This window comes from Kitasatospora sp. NPDC001603 (genome assembly GCF_040298365.1).
Classification (GTDB): domain Bacteria; phylum Actinomycetota; class Actinomycetes; order Streptomycetales; family Streptomycetaceae; genus Kitasatospora.
Genome location: NZ_JBEPAA010000081.1, coordinates 21,225 through 35,865 on the forward strand (window position 1 = coordinate 21,225; position 14,641 = coordinate 35,865).

The following is a 14,641-nucleotide window of genomic DNA, read 5'->3' on the forward strand; positions in this document are numbered from 1 at the left end:
CCGAGGTGCGTGGAAATGACCCGGAATCAGAACCCCGGACGCGGCCGGCGGGCCGCCGACTGGGCGGACGGCCGGCTGGGGGTCTACACCCTGGCCAGGGCGAACGTGCGCAAGATCTTCCCGGACCACTGGTCCTTCATGCTGGGCGAGATCTGCCTCTACACCTTCGTCATCATCATCCTGACCGGCGTCTGGCTCACGCTGTTCTTCAAGCCCGGCATGGGCGAGGTGATCTACGACGGCTCGTACGTCCCGCTCAAGGGCGTGCCGATGTCGGAGGCCTACGCCTCGACGATGGACATCAGCTTCGAGGTCCGCGGCGGGCTGCTGATCCGGCAGATCCACCACTGGGCGGCCGTGGTGTTCGCCGCGGCGATGTTCGTGCACATGATGCGGGTGTTCTTCACCGGGGCGTTCCGCAAGCCGCGCGAGATCAACTGGCTGTTCGGCTTCCTGCTGCTCTTCCTCGGCCTGCTGGACGGCTTCTTCGGCTACTCACTGCCCGACGACCTGCTCTCGGGCACCGGCATCCGCTTCGTCGAGGGCGTGGTCCTGGCCCTCCCGCTGGTGGGCAGCTACGTCCAGATGTTCCTGTTCGGCGGCGAGTTCCCCGGCCACGACATCGTGCCGCGGTTCTTCACCGTCCACGTGCTGCTGATCCCCGGCATCATGCTCGGCCTGCTGGTCGCGCACCTGATCCTGGTCTTCTACCACAAGCACACCCAGTGGGCGGGCCCCGGCCGGACCGAGCAGAACGTCGTCGGCATGCCGCTGATGCCGGTCTACCTGGCCAAGGCCGGCGGGTTCTTCTTCCTGGTCTTCGGGATCATCGCGCTGATGGCGGCCGTCGCCTCGATCAACCCGATCTGGGCGTACGGCCCGTACCGCCCCGACCAGGTGTCCACCGACGCGCAGCCGGACTGGTACATGGGCTTCGCCGAGGGGCTGATCCGGGTGATGCCCGGCTGGGAGGTCGGCCTGTGGGGGCACACCCTCAACCTGGGCGTGCTGATCCCGTTCACGCTCTTCCCGGTGATCCTCGGCGCGATCGCGGTCTACCCCTTCGTCGAGTCCTGGCTGACCGAGGACGCGCGCGAGCACCACCTCCTGGACCGCCCGCGCAACGCCCCCGTGCGCACCGCGCTCGGCGCGGCCTGGATCGCGCTCTACCTGGTGATGCTGGTCGGCGGCGGCAACGACCTGGTCGCCACCCGTCTGCACCTGTCGCTGAACTCGATCACCTACGCCGTCCGGGTGGGGTTCTTCGTGGTGCCGGTGGTGGTCTTCGTGATCACCAAGCGGTGGTGCCTGGGCCTCCAGCGGCGCGACCGGGACAAGGTGCTGCACGGCCGGGAGACGGGCCTCATCAGGCGGCTGCCGCACGGTGAGTTCACCGAGGCGCACGCCCCGCTCGCGCCGGCCGAACTGCACCGGCTGACCGCCCACGAGCAGCCCCGCCCCCTCGAACTACCGGCCCCGGTGGACGAGAATGGGGTGGCCCACCCGGTCGGCGCGCTCACCCGCGTCCGCGCGAGGCTCTCCCGCGGACTGCACGGCGAGGGCGCCAGGATCCCCCGGCCGACCGCCGAGGAGTACCACGAGATCACCGGCGGCCACGGTCACTGAGCCGCCCGCTCCGACGCCGCGGCACCGGCCCGCGACCGCGGCAACGGACCGCGCCCGGCCCCTGGACAGGGAGGACATCGTGCACGACCGTACCGACCGGCTGGCCGACACCAGATACCTCCTGCTCACCACCTTCGACGAGGACGGCAGCCGGCTGCGCTCGGCGATCTGGGTGGTGGCGGACGGCACGGCGCTCGGCATCTGGACCCCCGCCCACTCCGGCGAGGCCGAGCGGATCCGCCGCCACCCCCGGGTGCTGGTCGGCCCCTGCGACGCCCACGGGCGCCCGACCGGGCGCCAGCTGCCCGCGCGGGCGACGGTCTGCGACCCGGACGACACCGCGCGCTACCGCACCTCGCTGATCAACAAGTACGGCATGACCGCCCTGATCGCGCTGGCCCGCAGCCGGTTCCGGCTCGGCCTGTCCGGGACGGTCGGCATCCGGATCACGCTCAGCCGGGTGGAGCAGCGGCTGGTCGGGCCGGAGTGGCAGCTGCCGACGTCGTACTGCCCGAACTGAGGGCCCGCGAGGCGGGCGCGGCGGTGCCGGGACCGGTCACAGGACCGGTCCCGGCACCGCCGTCGTCCGCGGGTTCGCCTGCGCCCGTGGGTTCGCCTACGCCCAGGGGTTCGCCTGCGCCTGTCGGGTCGCCTTCGTCCTCGGGCCGGACGGGCCCGGCTCAGCCCACGTCGTCCGGAGCCGTGGCGAGGTCGCCCGGCTCGCAGGCCTCCCGGCCGGTCCCGGCGTGCACGACCCGCACGGCCCGGTCGGGACCGCCGGGGACGACCCGCTGCTCCCGCCCGCAGCGCGGACAGATCAGCGGGATGCGGGCCCTCCTGGGCTCCTCGGCCCCGGCCCCGGCACCGACCTGCGGCGCCGTCACGACAGCGGGTGGGACGGGACGGGACTGGCGTCCTGGATCTCGCCGTGGGCCTTGGTGAGAAGCTGCGAGGCGAGATCGTTGAGCGCCCGGGCGGCGGCGACCTCCTCGCCGACCCGCAGCTGCTCCGGGTCCGACGGGTGGCGGGTGGTGTAGCCGTGGGCGCGGATTTCGGTTCCGTCACCGAGTCTCAGCAGGGCGGCGGCGGCCGTCCGCGCGCCCTCCTCACGGAACTCCATCTCGATGTGCCAACCAACGAGTGTCTGCATGGCGGATCACCTCCAGAGATTCCTTCTCCAGAGTGCGCCGCCGGCGGCGCGAGCACCAGGGGAGGCGGATACAGCTCGACTTGAACACGTTCAAGTGTCCTGCGTACAGTCACTGACGCAAGGCTTTGAACGTGTTCAAGGAAGGGGTGCGGCCATCATGGGCAGCGGCACCGCGGAGCTGGTCGACCTGCTGGTGCTGCTCGGCATGGGCGCCGTGATCCCGCTCGGCCTGACCCTGATCGACGAGCCCGGGCTGGCCCGCGTCCGCCGGCTCTGGCCCCTGGCCGCCGTCCCCGGCGCACTGTCGCTCTGGCTGCCGCGCGGCGGCCTCGCCACCGGCTGCGCCGCACTCTACGCGCTCGGCACCCTCGCCCTGGCCGCCCACGCCCCGGCCCGGCTCGCCCGCACCCGCTCGCTCGCGCCGCGCGAGATCGCCGTGCTCACCGCCCTCGCCACCCCCTCGGTGGCCGGGCTCGCACTGGTCGCCGAGCGCTCGGGCCACGAACTCCTCGGCTTCGACCTCGACATCCTGGCGCTGACCGTGCCGCACTTCCACTACGCCGGCTTCACCGCCGCCCTGGTCGCCGGGCTGGTCTGCCGGGCCGCGCCGGAGAGCGCCGCCGCCCGCTGGGCCGCGCTCAGCGTGCCGCTCGGCACCCTGCTCGTCCTGGCCGGCTACTTCGTCGACGACTGGGCCGAACTCGCCGGAGCCGTCGTGCTCACCACCGGGATGTGGCTGGTCGGCCTGCTCACCTGGCGGGACCTGCGCACCCGCACCGCCGACCGGCCCGCCGCCGTCCTGCTCGGGACCGCCTCCGCCGTCCTCGCCGCGACCATGCTGCTCGCGCTCTGGTGGGCGCTGGGCGAGGCCTCCGGTATCCCGCACCCCACCCTCACCTGGATGGCCGCCACCCACGGCGTCGGCAACGCCCTCGGCTTCGCGCTCTGCTCGCTGCTCGCCTGGCGCCGCCTCGCCCGACCCCAGGCGCCGACCACGCGCCTCCCCCACCCGAAGGAAGCCCTGCGATGAACCGCCCCCGGGCCACCGACCTCAACTACCCCGAGACCGGCGCCAGTACCTCCCCCGACCGCCCGCTGCCCGGCGGCTACCACCACCTCCGCCACCGCGCCCTGATCGGCCACGGCCGCGCCGCCCTGGAAGCCGCCGGAGCCGCCGTGCTCGACTGGCGGATGCACCGCGCCGCCGGCGTCCGCATCGCCGCCGAAGCCACCCGGGCCACCCCCGGCACCGCCGTCACCTGTGCGATCGGCCTCGGACCGGTGCGCGCCGCCGCCCCCTGCCGGGTGATCTGGAGCGCGGACGGCCCCGACCGCTTCGGCTTCGCGTACGGCACCCGGCGCGGGCACCTCGCGGTCGGCGAGGAGACCTTCCTGGTCGAGATGGGCCCCGACAAGGCCGTCTGGTTCACCGTGAACGCCTTCAGCCGCCCCGACCGCTGGTTCGCCCACCTCGCCGGCCCGCTGCTCCCGCTGGGCCAGCGGCTCTTCGCCCGCCGCTGCGCCCGCGCCCTGACCCGGATCGTCGCAGTGGCGGAACAGCGGGCGTCGGCGGGGCGGTAGCCGGGGGCCGGGGGCGCGGACGGGGGGTGCGGGCGGGGGGCGCGGGCGGGTGGTGCGGCGCACGGTCGGCGTTCCGGATCGGCCCGGGTATCCTCCGCAGCCGGCGGGCTCAGGCGAGGCGGTAACCGCAGGTGCCGGCCGCGACGCATGACCGGACCGGAGCGGCGGACACCGGCCGGCGTGCCGGATCGACCCGGCGCAGCCGAAGCCCCGGGGGCACGACTCCCGAAAATGGGGCGCAGTCCCGAGCGGGGGTCCGTCAGGCTCGCCCGGTGATCGAGATGCAGCCCGTCCTGGAGACGCCCGGCCGCGACGGCTTCGACCTCTGGCCCGTCGGCCCGTACGAGCCGTACGGCTTCCTCCCGCTGGGCGCCGCGATGAGCCCGGCCGACGTCGGCACGGCGGTGATGCAGATCGCCGACCACAACGAGGCCGAGCCCGGCCCCGGCGAGGAACCGGCCGGATCCGGCGACCCGGCCGGCCGGTTCCTGCACGGCCTGCTGACCTCGGAGTACCCGGCCGCCCCCGGCGGCTTCCGGGTCTTGGACCCGGCCACCGGCACCGTCCTTCGTCCGGGCTGCTGCAACGGGCTGGAGGAGTGGCGGGACTGGTACGAAGTCCTGGACGGCGACGGGTTCGCCCTCTTCGGCCACGGCCCCGCTCCGGAGGCCCGGCGCGAGGGCACGCTCGTGCGGCTGATCCCGGACAGCGCCGTCCCGGACGGTCCCGTCATCGAGCTGCCGCTCGACGGACCGCGCCGCCTCGTCACCGGAGCGGCGGACGAGCTCGCCGCCTTCCTGCGGCTGGCCGACGCCTGGGCCGCGGAGCACTGTCCCGACCGCCGAGCGCCGCTGGCGGCCGCCCTCGCCCGCGCGGTGGGCCTGGGCGCGGACACCGGGGAGGCGTAGCACCGGCCCCCCGACCCGCCGCCCGCCCGACCGCCGGGCGGACCGACGCGGTCCGTACGGCAGACGGCGGCCGCCCCCGCCCGCCCGGGGGCCTGGGCGAGGACAGCGGGGAGGCCGCGCCCGGGTCAGGCCGGGTGGACCGGGACGGTGACCAGGACGGTGGCGCCGTCCAGGGTGCGGACCTCGAAGTGGTCGATGTCGGTGGGCTGGAGGCCCGTGCCGCCGGTGGTCCGCAGGGCGGCCGGGGCCGCGCCGGTGGTGCCGTAGCCGGCCGCGGGGACGCTCCAGCTGGTCACCGTCCAGCGCTCCCCGGTGTGCGAGACGGCGACCAGATCGCAGCTCAACGGGCCCTGGACGTTGGAGAGTTCGAGGCTCACCTGGCTGCCCCACCCCTTGCCGTCGACGCCGACGACGGCGTGCGCGCCGGTGGTCGGGTCGGTGGCGGTGAACTGCTGGGCCGCGACGGCGACCACGCCGGGCGTGGAGTCCGCGGTGACCACGACGGCGGTGACGGCCGGACCGGCGACCACCAGGACCGCGGCCGCGGCGACCAGGACCAGCCGCCGCACCCTCCCCCGGCGTCGGCCTGCCGAGACCTCGGCGACCAGCCGGTCCAGCAGTCGCCCGTCCGGCCGGGGCGCCGGCCCTGCCGGGTCGATCCCGGCGGCCTCGGCGGAGGCCGCGTACTCGGCCAGCAGCGGCTCCACGAAGCCGAGTTCGGCCACCTCCCGGGTGCACTGCGGGCAGCCGGCCAGGTGCGCCGCGAACGCGTCGCGCTCGGCCGGTTCGAGCAGGCCGAGGAGGTAGCCGCCGACGTCCAGGTGCTCGCCGCCGGCGGCGTGGCCCTGCTCGGAGCCGGTCGGTCCGGGCTCGGACGATGTCACGATGTCACTCCCCGTTCCTCCAGCGCGAGCTTCAGCGAGCGCAGTGCGTAGAACACCCGCGACCGTACGGTACCGGCCGGGATGCCGAGTTCGGCGGCCGCCTCGTTCACCGAGCGGCCCTTGAAGTAGGTCTCGACGACGACCTGCCGGTGCGCCTCCGAGAGGTCCCCGAGCGCCTCCGAGATGGTCATCAGCCGCAGTGCGCGGTCCAGTTCGTCCTCCGCGGGCAGCAGCTCCAGCGGTGCCGGGTCGACCTCGCGCGGGCGGGCCAGGCTGCTGCGGTGGCCGTCGATGACGATCCGCCGGGCGACCGTGACCAGCCAGGGCCGCAGCGAGCCGCCGCCCGGGTCGAGCCGGTCGATGTTGCGCCAGGCCCGGACCAGCGTCTCCTGCACCACGTCCTCGGCCCGCTGGCGGTCCCCCGCGACCAGGTGGAGGACGAAGCCGAAGAGCGGCCCCGCGTGCTCGTGATACAGGGCTCGCATCAGTTCTTCGTCCGGTGCGGCGGCGCCGCGTGCGGGCGCACCGCCACCGCGGTGCTCGTCGGTCACGACGCCATCTTCGCGCACCCGTACCTCCGGGTCGAGGGTTCCACGTCCGGTCCGGACCGTCGTCGGGGCGGGTCAGTAGCCACCGCCGGGGGCGGCCGGCGTGCTCGGGGCGGAACTCGCGGCGCCCGCCTTGCCACCCGCCGGGGTCAGCGCCCACCAGGTGCCGCCGACGCCCTGGCCCTTGGTGTCACCGGGCTGCTTGTCGGGCGCGTAGCGGTAGGCCGGCCAGCCGTTCAGGGTGATCTGCTTGCTGCCGTCGGCCCGGGTGACGGTGCCGACCAGCTTGCTGTCGATGCCCTTGACGGTGACCGAGCCGTCGGCCGGCGCGGGTGGCCAGATCGAGGCGCAGTTGCCGTTGCAGTGGGACATCGGGGGCTGCGCGGTGTCCTGGTCGAAGCGGTAGAGGGTGAAGCCGGCGCTGTCGGTCACGATGGTGCCGAGCTTGGGGTCGGTGGCCGTCTTCAGGGTGGCGTCGGCGGGGGCGGCGGGGCTGCTCGGCGTCGCGGGCGCGGTCGGGGCGGCGCCGGAGCCGGCGGGCGTGGCGGACCCGCCGCTGCCGGAGCCGGACGACCCGCACCCGGCCACCAGGGCGCCCACGGCGATCCCGGACGCGGCGAGCACGGCGATCCGACTGGTACGGGTGGTGCGACTGGTGCTGCGCATGGGTGCTTCTCCCCCGGCTGGACGCGCACGGCCGCTCGGACACGGGCCGCGCTGTTCGTACCGCGCTGACGCGGACACCCACCAGTACGGGCGCCGACGGCGGAGCACTCAACGCCCGGCCGGGAAATCCGCCGGAGGGGGCTCCGGAATAGTGCGCGGACGGTCGCGGTTGTGCCGGGCAGATGGCCTGAACCGCCACCCCCGGAAGGGCAGGAACCGCGAGATGAGCAACACGGTCGAGCTGACCAAGGAGAACTTCGACGACATCGTCCCTGGCCAGGACGGTAAGGACTTCGTCTTCATCGACTTCTGGGCGGCCTGGTGCGGCCCGTGCCGCCAGTTCGCCCCGGTCTACGAGAAGGCGGCCGAGCGCCATTCGGACCTGGTCTTCGCGAAGGTCGACACCGAGGCGCAGCAGGAGCTGGCCGCCGCGTTCGGCATCCAGTCGATCCCGACGCTGGCGATCATCCGCGAGGGCGTGCTGGTGTTCTCGCAGGCGGGCGCGCTGCCGGAGGCCGTGTTCGAGGATCTGATCGGTCAGGCCCGCAAGCTGGACATGGCCGAGGTGAAACGCAAGGTCGCGGCGGAGCAGAACGGCGGCCCGGAGGCCTGAGCGCGGCCGTCGGGGCGGCCGGCCGGGCGGGCGGAGCCGCCCGGGGCCGGTCGTACGGCGGCGCGGGTGACTCCGCGACGGTAGGCCCGGGTGGCGAGTGCCCCCGGGCCCGTCGCCGTTGCGGGCCGTCGTCCCCCGGTCCGCCGGGGCGCCCCGGTCAGGGCGTGGGCAGCCGGGCCGCGAGGCCGTCCAGGAACAGGCGCAGCGCGAGTTCGAAGCCGCGCTCGTCCAGCCCGGGTGCCCCTGAGCCGGGCCCGCCGCCGCGTTCGGCGGCGGCCTCCAGCGCACCGGCGAGGGCCGGGTAGCGGGGCCGGTACTCGGCCGGCGGGCGGGTGAAGCCCGCGGTGAAGGTCTCCAGCGCGGACCCGAGCACCAGGTAGTCGACCGCGGCGGCGACCTCGGCGGCGTCGGCGGGCGCCAGCCCGGCCCGGCCGAGCGCCCCGAGCAGGGCCTCGTAGCCGAGCAGTTGGAGGTCGGCCCCGACCCGGCGGCGGGCCAGCAGCGCGATGGTGTGGGGGTGGCGCAGGAAGGCGGCGCGGTAGCCGCGGACGTAGGCGGTGAGGCCGGTCCGCCACTCCCGGTGATCGGTGCCGTCGAGCGGCCCCAGGTCGATCTCGGCGTTGACGAGCTCGGCGACCCCGTCGATCAGGTCGTCCTTGCCGCTCACGTGGTTGTAGAGCGAGGCCGCCTTCACGCCCAGCCGGTCGGCCACCGCGCGCATGGTGAGGCCGTCGGAGCCCTGCTCGTCGACCACGGCGAGGGCGGCCCTGGCGATGATCTCCCTGCTCAGCAACGCCCTGGTCGGTCGTCCCACGCTCGTCGTCCCTCCCTGCCGGCTGCGTCGGCCCCACGGTATTACAGCCCGGTCTCGACTCTTCCCTTGCCCCGGGTGAGGGGGTTACCGTCCCTGACTAACAAAGTTAGTTTTCTGTGGCGGGCCCGTCCGAGGGGCTCACCACGGGTGACGGCAAGGTGGACGCCCCATGACCGACAACCTCCCGAGAGCCCGCGGCGGCGTGACGCCCGGCGGCCCGGGCACCGCCCCCTCCGGCGGCGGCCCGACCGGCGACAGCGGTGCGGCCCGGTCCGACGCCGAGCGGCTCGCCGCCCTCGGCTACCGCCAGGAGCTGCGCCGCAGCCTCGGCGTGCTCGGCAACATCTCGATGGGCTTCGCCGTCGTCTCCCCGGTGGTCGGCCTCTACGCCGTCGGCCAGGTCGGCCTCGGGGTGGCCGGCGGCGCCTGGGTCTGGGCGCTGCCCGTCTGCCTGCTCGGCCAGATGCTGGTGGTGGCGGTCTACTCCGAACTCGCCTCGCAGTGGCCGCTGGCCGGCGGTGCCTACCAGTGGAGCCGGCGCCTCACCGGGCCGACCTTCGCCTGGCTGACCGGCTGGATGTGGCAGTTCGCGGTGATGTTCGCCAACACCACCGTCGCCTACCTCGCCTCGCCCTGGTTCTTCGCGCTCTTCGGAGTGACCCCGACACCCGCGCAACTGGTGCTGGTGTCGGCCGCGTTCCTGCTCGCCTGCACGCTGGTCAACGCCTACGGCGTCCACGTGCTGCGCCGGTTCGTCTCGCTGGGCATCGCCGCCGAGACGGTCGCCTCCGTGCTGGTGGGGCTCGCGCTGCTGCTGCTCTTCCGGGCGCACGGCTTCGGCCTGGTGACCGACCTCCTGGACGCCCCCGCCACCGCCGGGGTCTCCACCGGAGCGGCCTTCCTGGCCGTGATCGCGGTCGGCGGATGGGCGTTCATCGGCTTCGACGCGTGCGTCTCCACCGCCGAGGAGACCAAGGACGCGAGCCGGCAGGTCCCGCGGGCGATGTGGTGGGCGCTGATGAGCGTCGGCGTCGTGGTGATCCTGAACGCCGTCGCCGTGGAACTCGCCCACCCCGACCCGGCCGCCGTGGTGCGCGGGGAGGACCTCGACCCGGTCACCACCGCCGTCACCTCGGCCTTCGGCGACTGGTCCGCCAAGCCGTTCGTGGTCGTCGTGCTGATCTCGTTCACCGCCTGCCTGCTGGCCTCGCAGGGCGGCGCCGCCCGCGGCCTCTACTCGCTGGCCCGGGACGGCGTCTTCCCGTTCGCCGACCAGGTCCGCAGGGTCAACCGGCACCGGGCGCCGATCGGCGGGCTGGTCGCGGCGACCGTGGTCAGCTCCGCCGCGCTGCCGCTGGGGCTGGAGTCCACCGCGATGGGCAGCCTGATCACCTTCGGCACGGCCGCCACCTTCCTGCCGTTCTTCCTGCTCAGCGTGGCCGCGCTGGTGGCCCGGCTGCGCGGCGTGTGGCGGCCGTCCGGCCAGGTCTCGTACGGGCGCGCCGGCACGGTGATCAACGCCCTGGCGGTGCTGTGGACCGGGCTGGAGGTGGTCAACATCTGCTGGCCGCGCAGCATCCTGGCGCCGCCCGGCGCGCCCTGGTACCAGGTGTGGGCCGCGCTCCTGGGCGTCGGCCTGGTGACCCTGGCGGGCGTCGGCTACCTGCTGGTCCGGCGGCCGCAGCGGCTGATGCGCGGCGGGGCCTCCGAGGACCGGCCCGTCACGGACGAGCTCGCGCCCGCCGTGCACTGACCCGGTGCCCGGGCCCGCTCACCCCTGCTCGGCCCACCCGGCGAGCCGGGCGGCGAGCGCCCGGACCTCCGTGCGCAGCGCGTCCGGGCGCAGGACGGTGAACGGCCGGCCCAGCCCGGCCAGCATCACCGCGAACCCGTCGAGGTTCTGGGCCCGGGCGCGCAGCAGGACGCGGCCTCCGTCCGCCGCGGTGAGCGTCCCGACCACGGGCGGGATCCGCTGCCGGGCCTCGTCGAGGGTGGTCGTGAGGAGCACCTCCACCTCGTGCGTCCACGGCACCGAGGCCAGCGACTCCACCACCCGCTGGACCGGGTCGAAGTCCTCCGGCGGCTCGAAGGGCGTCCCGCTCGGCTCCGCCGTCCCGATCCGGTCCAGCCGGAAGGTCCGCAGCTCGCCGCTGCGGTGGTCCAGCCCGGTGGTGTACCAGCGGCCCGAGTGGAAGACCAGCCCGTACGGGTCGAACTCGCGCTCGCTCGGGACGCCCAGGCGGTCGCGGTAGGCGAGCCGGACGCGGCGCCGGCGGCGGGCCGCCTCGGCGAGCGCGAACAGCGCGGCTCCGGCCGGACTCGGGCCGGCGACGGGCGCCGAGGTCAGCCCCAGGGTCTGCTCCACCGCCTCGACCCGCTCGCGCAGCTCCGTCGGCAGCACCCGCTGGATCTTGGCCAGCGCCGACTCGGCGGCCTGCTCCCCCACCGACAGCCCCGACCGGCGACCGGCCAGCAGTCCGAGCACCACCGAGGCCGCCTCGTCCGCGGTGAGCATCAGCGGCGGCAGCCGGAATCCGGGGCGCAGCCGGTAGCCGCCGTAGCGGCCGCGGTCGGCCTGCACCGGGATGCCGAGGTCGGCCAGCCTGGCGGCGTACCGGCGCACCGTGCGCTCGTCCACCTCCAGGCGGGCGGCCAGCTCCGGGCCGGTGAGGCCGGGCCTGGCCTGGAGCAGCTCCAGCAGGGCCAGGACCCGGCTGACCGGGTGGTTCATCGGCTCCCCCTTCGTGGGCCGGCCGGCCCGTGCCGGCCCGGACGGGATCCGGAATTCATCCGGGCGAGATCTGTCCGGCTCCGATCCTAGAGTCGGTGCTGACGGCGGATTCCCCCCCGGACAAGGAGTGGTCCCATGAGTACCTTCGTTCTCGTTCCCGGTTTCTGGCTGGGCGCCTGGGCGTGGGACGACGTCGCCCGCCCGCTGCGCGAGGCCGGGCACACCGTCCACGCGGTGACCCCGGCCGGGCTGGCCGAGCGTGCCGCCGAGCCGGGGCCCGAGATCGGCGTGGAGACCCACATCGCCGACCTCACCGACCTGCTGACCCGCGAGGACCTGTGGGACGTCGTCCTCGTCGGCCACAGCGGCGGCAGCACCGCGGTCACCGGTGCGGCCGACCGGATGCCCGAGCGGATCCGGCGGGTGGTCTACCTCGACAGCGGTCCCGTCCCCGACGGCGCCGCGCTGGGCGACCTCTGGGAGCCCGAGCACCGGGCCCACGTGCTGGCCACCCTGGTCGACGGCCGCCACCCGTTGCCGTCCTGGGAGGAGCTCGCCGCCGCCGGCAGCAGCGCGGACGGCCTGGACGACGCCGCCCGCGCCGCCGTCCGCGAGCGCGCCACCGACCAGCCGGCCGCCACCTTCACCGAGCCGCTGCGGCTGACCGGCGCCGGGGCGGACCTGCCGAAGGCGCTGATCTCCTGCTCGTTCCCGCTGGAGCAGGTCCGCGCCATGATCGCCTCGGGCCATCCGTACTTCGCGCAGCTCGGCGGCCCGGAGTGGGAGCTGCGGGAGCTGCCGACCGGGCACTGGCCGATGTTCTCGCGGCCGGCGGAGACGGCGGCGGTGCTGGCGGAACTCGCGGAGCGGGTGGGCCCGGAAGGCTCCGCGGCCCGGTGATCGTGGCCCGGTGATCGTGGCCCGGTGGTCGTGGGGGCCTGGTGATCCGCCGGCCCGGGCGGGGTCGGCGCGCCGCTGTGCGCGGCGGCCCGGCCCGGTGATCCACCCTCTGCGCGCCCGGGTGCTTGCCCCTCAGCGCACTCGCCCGCGTGTTCGGCTGCGCGCGGCGGGCCGGGCGGCGCAGGATGGGCACGGCGCCCGTGTCCCTCCGGGCGCCCGTGCCACCGAACGAGAGCGAGGCCGCCCGCCATGAGCCAGACCCCGACCAGCACGACCGGCGCCGAGGCGGCCGCGGCGCCGCCGAGGTTCCGGCGGGTCACCACCGCCGAGGTGACCGGCAGCGGCGCCGACGTGCCGTTCCACGTCGACGTGCTGGCCGGCACCCACCCGCTGACCGCCGACGAGCCGGTGCGCCGCGGCGGTTCGGACACCGGGCCGGAGCCGTTCGCGCTGCTGCTCTCCGCACTCGGCTCCTGCACCGCGATCACCCTGCGGATGTACGCGGCGCGCAAGGAGTGGCCGCTGGAGGCCGTCCGGGTCAGGCTCGACTACGAGACGGACGGGCAGCACGGACGGGTCTCGCGCCTCGTCTCGCTCACCGGCGCCCTGGACGACGACCAGCGCGCCCGGCTGCTCGACGTCTGCGAACGCACGCCCGTCACCCTGGCCCTGCGCGCCGGGGTGACCATCGACACGACGGAGGACCGCACGTGACGACCACCCCCGAGGAGTACGACGTCATCGTGGTGGGCGCCGGCCCGACCGGCGAGAACGTCGCCGACCGGACCGCCGCCGCCGGGCTCCGCACGGTGATCGTGGAGGCCGAACTGGTCGGCGGTGAATGCTCCTACTGGGCCTGCATGCCGAGCAAGGCGCTGCTGCGCCCGGTGGCCGCGCTGGCCGGCGCCCGCGCGGTGGCCGGTTCGCGGGAGGCCGTCGGCGACCGGGCGCTGGACGCGGCCGCCGTCCTGGCCCGGCGCGACTCGTTCACCTCGCACTGGCAGGACGACGGCCAGGTCCAGTGGCTCCGTGACACCGGCATCGAGCTGGTCCGCGGGCACGGCCGGCTGGCCGGCGAACGGGCGGTCACGGTCGAGGCGGAGGACGGCACCGAGCGGCTGCTCACCGCCCGGCACGCCGTCGCGGTCTGCACCGGCAGCCGGCCGGTGCTGCCGGAGGGCGTCCCCGGCCTGGCCGACGCCCGGCCGTGGACCAACCGGGAGGCGACCGGCTCGGCCACCGTGCCCGGGCGGCTGGCGGTGGTCGGCGGCGGCGTGGTCGGCGTGGAGCTGGCCACCGCGTGGCGCGCGCTCGGTTCGGAGGTCGTCCTGCTGGTGCGCGGCGACGCGCTGCTGCCCCGGATGGAGCCGTTCGCGGGCGAGCTGGTCGCGGAGGGCCTGCGGGCCGCCGGGGTGGACCTGCGCTTCGGAGCGGCGGTGGCCTCGCTGGAGCGCGTCGACGGCGCCGGGGTGACGCTGGTGCTGGACGGCGGCGAGCGGCTGACCGCCGACGAGGTGCTCTACGCCACCGGCCGGGCCCCGCGCACGGCGGACGTCGGCCTGGAGCAGGTCGGCCTGAAGCCGGGCACCTGGATGGAGGTGGACGACAGCTGCACCGTGCTCGGCGTCGACGGCGACTGGCTGTACGCGGCCGGGGACGTGAACCACCGGGCGCTGCTCACCCACCAGGGCAAGTACCAGGCCCGGATCGCGGGTGCGGCGATCGTCGCGCGCGCCGAGGGGCGGGCACTGGACACCGCGCGCTGGGGCGCGCACGCCGCGTCGGCCGACAGCGCCGGAGCGCCGCAGGTCGTCTTCACCGAGCCGGAGGTGGCGGCCGTCGGCCTGACGCTGGAGGCGGCCGAGCGGGCCGGGCTGCGGGTCAGGTCGATCGACCACGACCTCGGTGCCGTCGCCGGCGCCTCGCTGTACGGCGACGACTACCGGGGGCGGGCCCGGGTGGTCTTCGACCAGGACCGTCAGGTGCTGGTGGGCGCCTCCTTCGTCGGCCCCGGGGTAGCCGAGCTGCTGCACTCGGCCACCGTCGCGGTGGTCGGCGAGGTGCCGATCGACCGGCTCTGGCACGCCGTGCCCGCGTACCCCACGATCAGCGAGGTGTGGCTGCGCCTGCTGGAGGGCTGCCGGGGCTGAGCTCCGGTGCGGCGGCCGGGGGCCCCCCGGGTGGGCCCGGCGGCCCCCCGCCCCCCCCGCCCCCGCCCCG

General features: G+C 75.4%; 17 protein-coding genes. 10 read left to right on the top strand and 7 right to left on the bottom strand.

Features of this window, described 5'->3' with window-relative positions; all coding sequences use genetic code 11:
* Positions 1–15 precede the first annotated feature (15 nt).
* Positions 16–1,626, top strand: coding sequence for a cytochrome bc1 complex cytochrome b subunit (gene qcrB, locus ABT263_RS32800; protein WP_352296048.1), 1,611 nt, complete (start codon positions 16–18; stop codon positions 1,624–1,626).
* 79 nt (positions 1,627–1,705) lie between these two features.
* Complete coding sequence (locus ABT263_RS32805; protein WP_352296051.1) at positions 1,706–2,146, top strand: PPOX class F420-dependent oxidoreductase; 441 nt, start codon at positions 1,706–1,708, stop codon at positions 2,144–2,146.
* A gap of 160 nt (positions 2,147–2,306) precedes the next feature.
* Here the strand turns inward: ABT263_RS32805 and ABT263_RS32810 are convergent, their stop codons facing one another.
* Together ABT263_RS32810 and ABT263_RS32815 are read right to left on the bottom strand one after the other, a co-directional pair.
* Positions 2,307–2,510, bottom strand: coding sequence for a hypothetical protein (locus ABT263_RS32810; RefSeq protein WP_352296054.1), 204 nt, complete (start codon positions 2,508–2,510; stop codon positions 2,307–2,309).
* Positions 2,507–2,776, bottom strand: coding sequence for a DUF1876 domain-containing protein (locus ABT263_RS32815; protein ID WP_352296056.1), 270 nt, complete (start codon positions 2,774–2,776; stop codon positions 2,507–2,509). Before ABT263_RS32815 ends, ABT263_RS32810 begins: the two co-directional genes overlap by 4 nt.
* 157 nt (positions 2,777–2,933) lie before the next feature.
* Here ABT263_RS32815 and ABT263_RS32820 point away from each other — a divergent pair, with 157 nt between their 5' ends.
* From ABT263_RS32820 to ABT263_RS32830, 3 genes are all read left to right on the top strand, one after another.
* Entirely contained in the window at positions 2,934–3,806 is an 873-nt protein-coding gene (locus tag ABT263_RS32820) for a YndJ family protein (RefSeq protein ID WP_352296058.1), read from the top strand.
* Positions 3,803–4,357: a DUF1990 domain-containing protein gene (locus ABT263_RS32825; protein ID WP_352296060.1), complete on the top strand. Its 555-nt coding sequence runs from the start codon at positions 3,803–3,805 to the stop codon at positions 4,355–4,357. Before ABT263_RS32820 ends, ABT263_RS32825 begins: the two co-directional genes overlap by 4 nt.
* A gap of 281 nt (positions 4,358–4,638) precedes the next feature.
* Complete coding sequence (locus ABT263_RS32830) at positions 4,639–5,265, top strand: hypothetical protein (RefSeq protein ID WP_352296090.1); 627 nt, start codon at positions 4,639–4,641, stop codon at positions 5,263–5,265.
* Positions 5,266–5,390: 125 nt separating this feature from the next.
* On the opposite strand, the gene ABT263_RS32835 is transcribed toward ABT263_RS32830, so the two are convergent.
* The 3 genes from ABT263_RS32835 to ABT263_RS32845 are packed head-to-tail and all read right to left on the bottom strand — an operon-like array spanning position 5,391 to position 7,363.
* Positions 5,391–6,149, bottom strand: a complete 759-nt coding sequence (locus ABT263_RS32835) for an anti-sigma factor family protein (RefSeq protein ID WP_352296063.1) — start codon at positions 6,147–6,149, stop codon at positions 5,391–5,393.
* Positions 6,146–6,718 carry a sigma-70 family RNA polymerase sigma factor gene (locus tag ABT263_RS32840; protein ID WP_502885901.1) on the bottom strand — a complete coding sequence of 191 codons (573 nt, stop codon included), beginning with the start codon at positions 6,716–6,718 and terminating at the stop codon, positions 6,146–6,148. The genes ABT263_RS32835 and ABT263_RS32840 overlap by 4 nt, the downstream gene beginning before the upstream one ends.
* A 54-nt stretch (positions 6,719–6,772) precedes the next feature.
* Positions 6,773–7,363 (bottom strand): hypothetical protein, encoded by a 591-nt coding sequence (locus ABT263_RS32845; protein WP_352296066.1) that lies wholly within the window; start codon positions 7,361–7,363, stop codon positions 6,773–6,775.
* Positions 7,364–7,586: 223 nt separating this feature from the next.
* Between ABT263_RS32845 and trxA the strand changes: the two genes are divergently transcribed.
* A complete protein-coding gene (gene trxA, locus ABT263_RS32850) occupies positions 7,587–7,976 on the top strand; it encodes a thioredoxin (protein ID WP_352296069.1) in 390 nt (129 codons plus the stop codon).
* Between the two features lie 157 nt (positions 7,977–8,133).
* Here the strand turns inward: trxA and ABT263_RS32855 are convergent, their stop codons facing one another.
* Positions 8,134–8,790, bottom strand: a complete 657-nt coding sequence (locus ABT263_RS32855; protein WP_352296071.1) for a TetR/AcrR family transcriptional regulator — start codon at positions 8,788–8,790, stop codon at positions 8,134–8,136.
* Between the two features lie 169 nt (positions 8,791–8,959).
* Here ABT263_RS32855 and ABT263_RS32860 point away from each other — a divergent pair, with 169 nt between their 5' ends.
* Positions 8,960–10,543 carry an APC family permease gene (locus ABT263_RS32860; RefSeq protein ID WP_352296073.1) on the top strand — a complete coding sequence of 528 codons (1,584 nt, stop codon included), beginning with the start codon at positions 8,960–8,962 and terminating at the stop codon, positions 10,541–10,543.
* A gap of 18 nt (positions 10,544–10,561) precedes the next feature.
* Here ABT263_RS32860 and ABT263_RS32865 read toward each other — a convergent pair whose 3' ends face one another.
* Complete coding sequence (locus tag ABT263_RS32865) at positions 10,562–11,521, bottom strand: helix-turn-helix transcriptional regulator (protein ID WP_352296076.1); 960 nt, start codon at positions 11,519–11,521, stop codon at positions 10,562–10,564.
* A 135-nt stretch (positions 11,522–11,656) separates the two neighbouring features.
* Here ABT263_RS32865 and ABT263_RS32870 point away from each other — a divergent pair, with 135 nt between their 5' ends.
* From ABT263_RS32870 to ABT263_RS32880, 3 genes are all read left to right on the top strand, one after another.
* Entirely contained in the window at positions 11,657–12,421 is a 765-nt protein-coding gene (locus ABT263_RS32870; protein WP_352296079.1) for an alpha/beta fold hydrolase, read from the top strand.
* 249 nt (positions 12,422–12,670) lie between these two features.
* Positions 12,671–13,135, top strand: coding sequence for an OsmC family protein (locus ABT263_RS32875; RefSeq protein ID WP_329487004.1), 465 nt, complete (start codon positions 12,671–12,673; stop codon positions 13,133–13,135).
* On the top strand, positions 13,132–14,571 hold the full coding sequence (locus tag ABT263_RS32880; protein WP_352296082.1) for a dihydrolipoyl dehydrogenase family protein: 1,440 nt from the start codon (positions 13,132–13,134) through the stop codon (positions 14,569–14,571). The genes ABT263_RS32875 and ABT263_RS32880 overlap by 4 nt, the downstream gene beginning before the upstream one ends.
* Positions 14,572–14,641 lie beyond the last annotated feature (70 nt).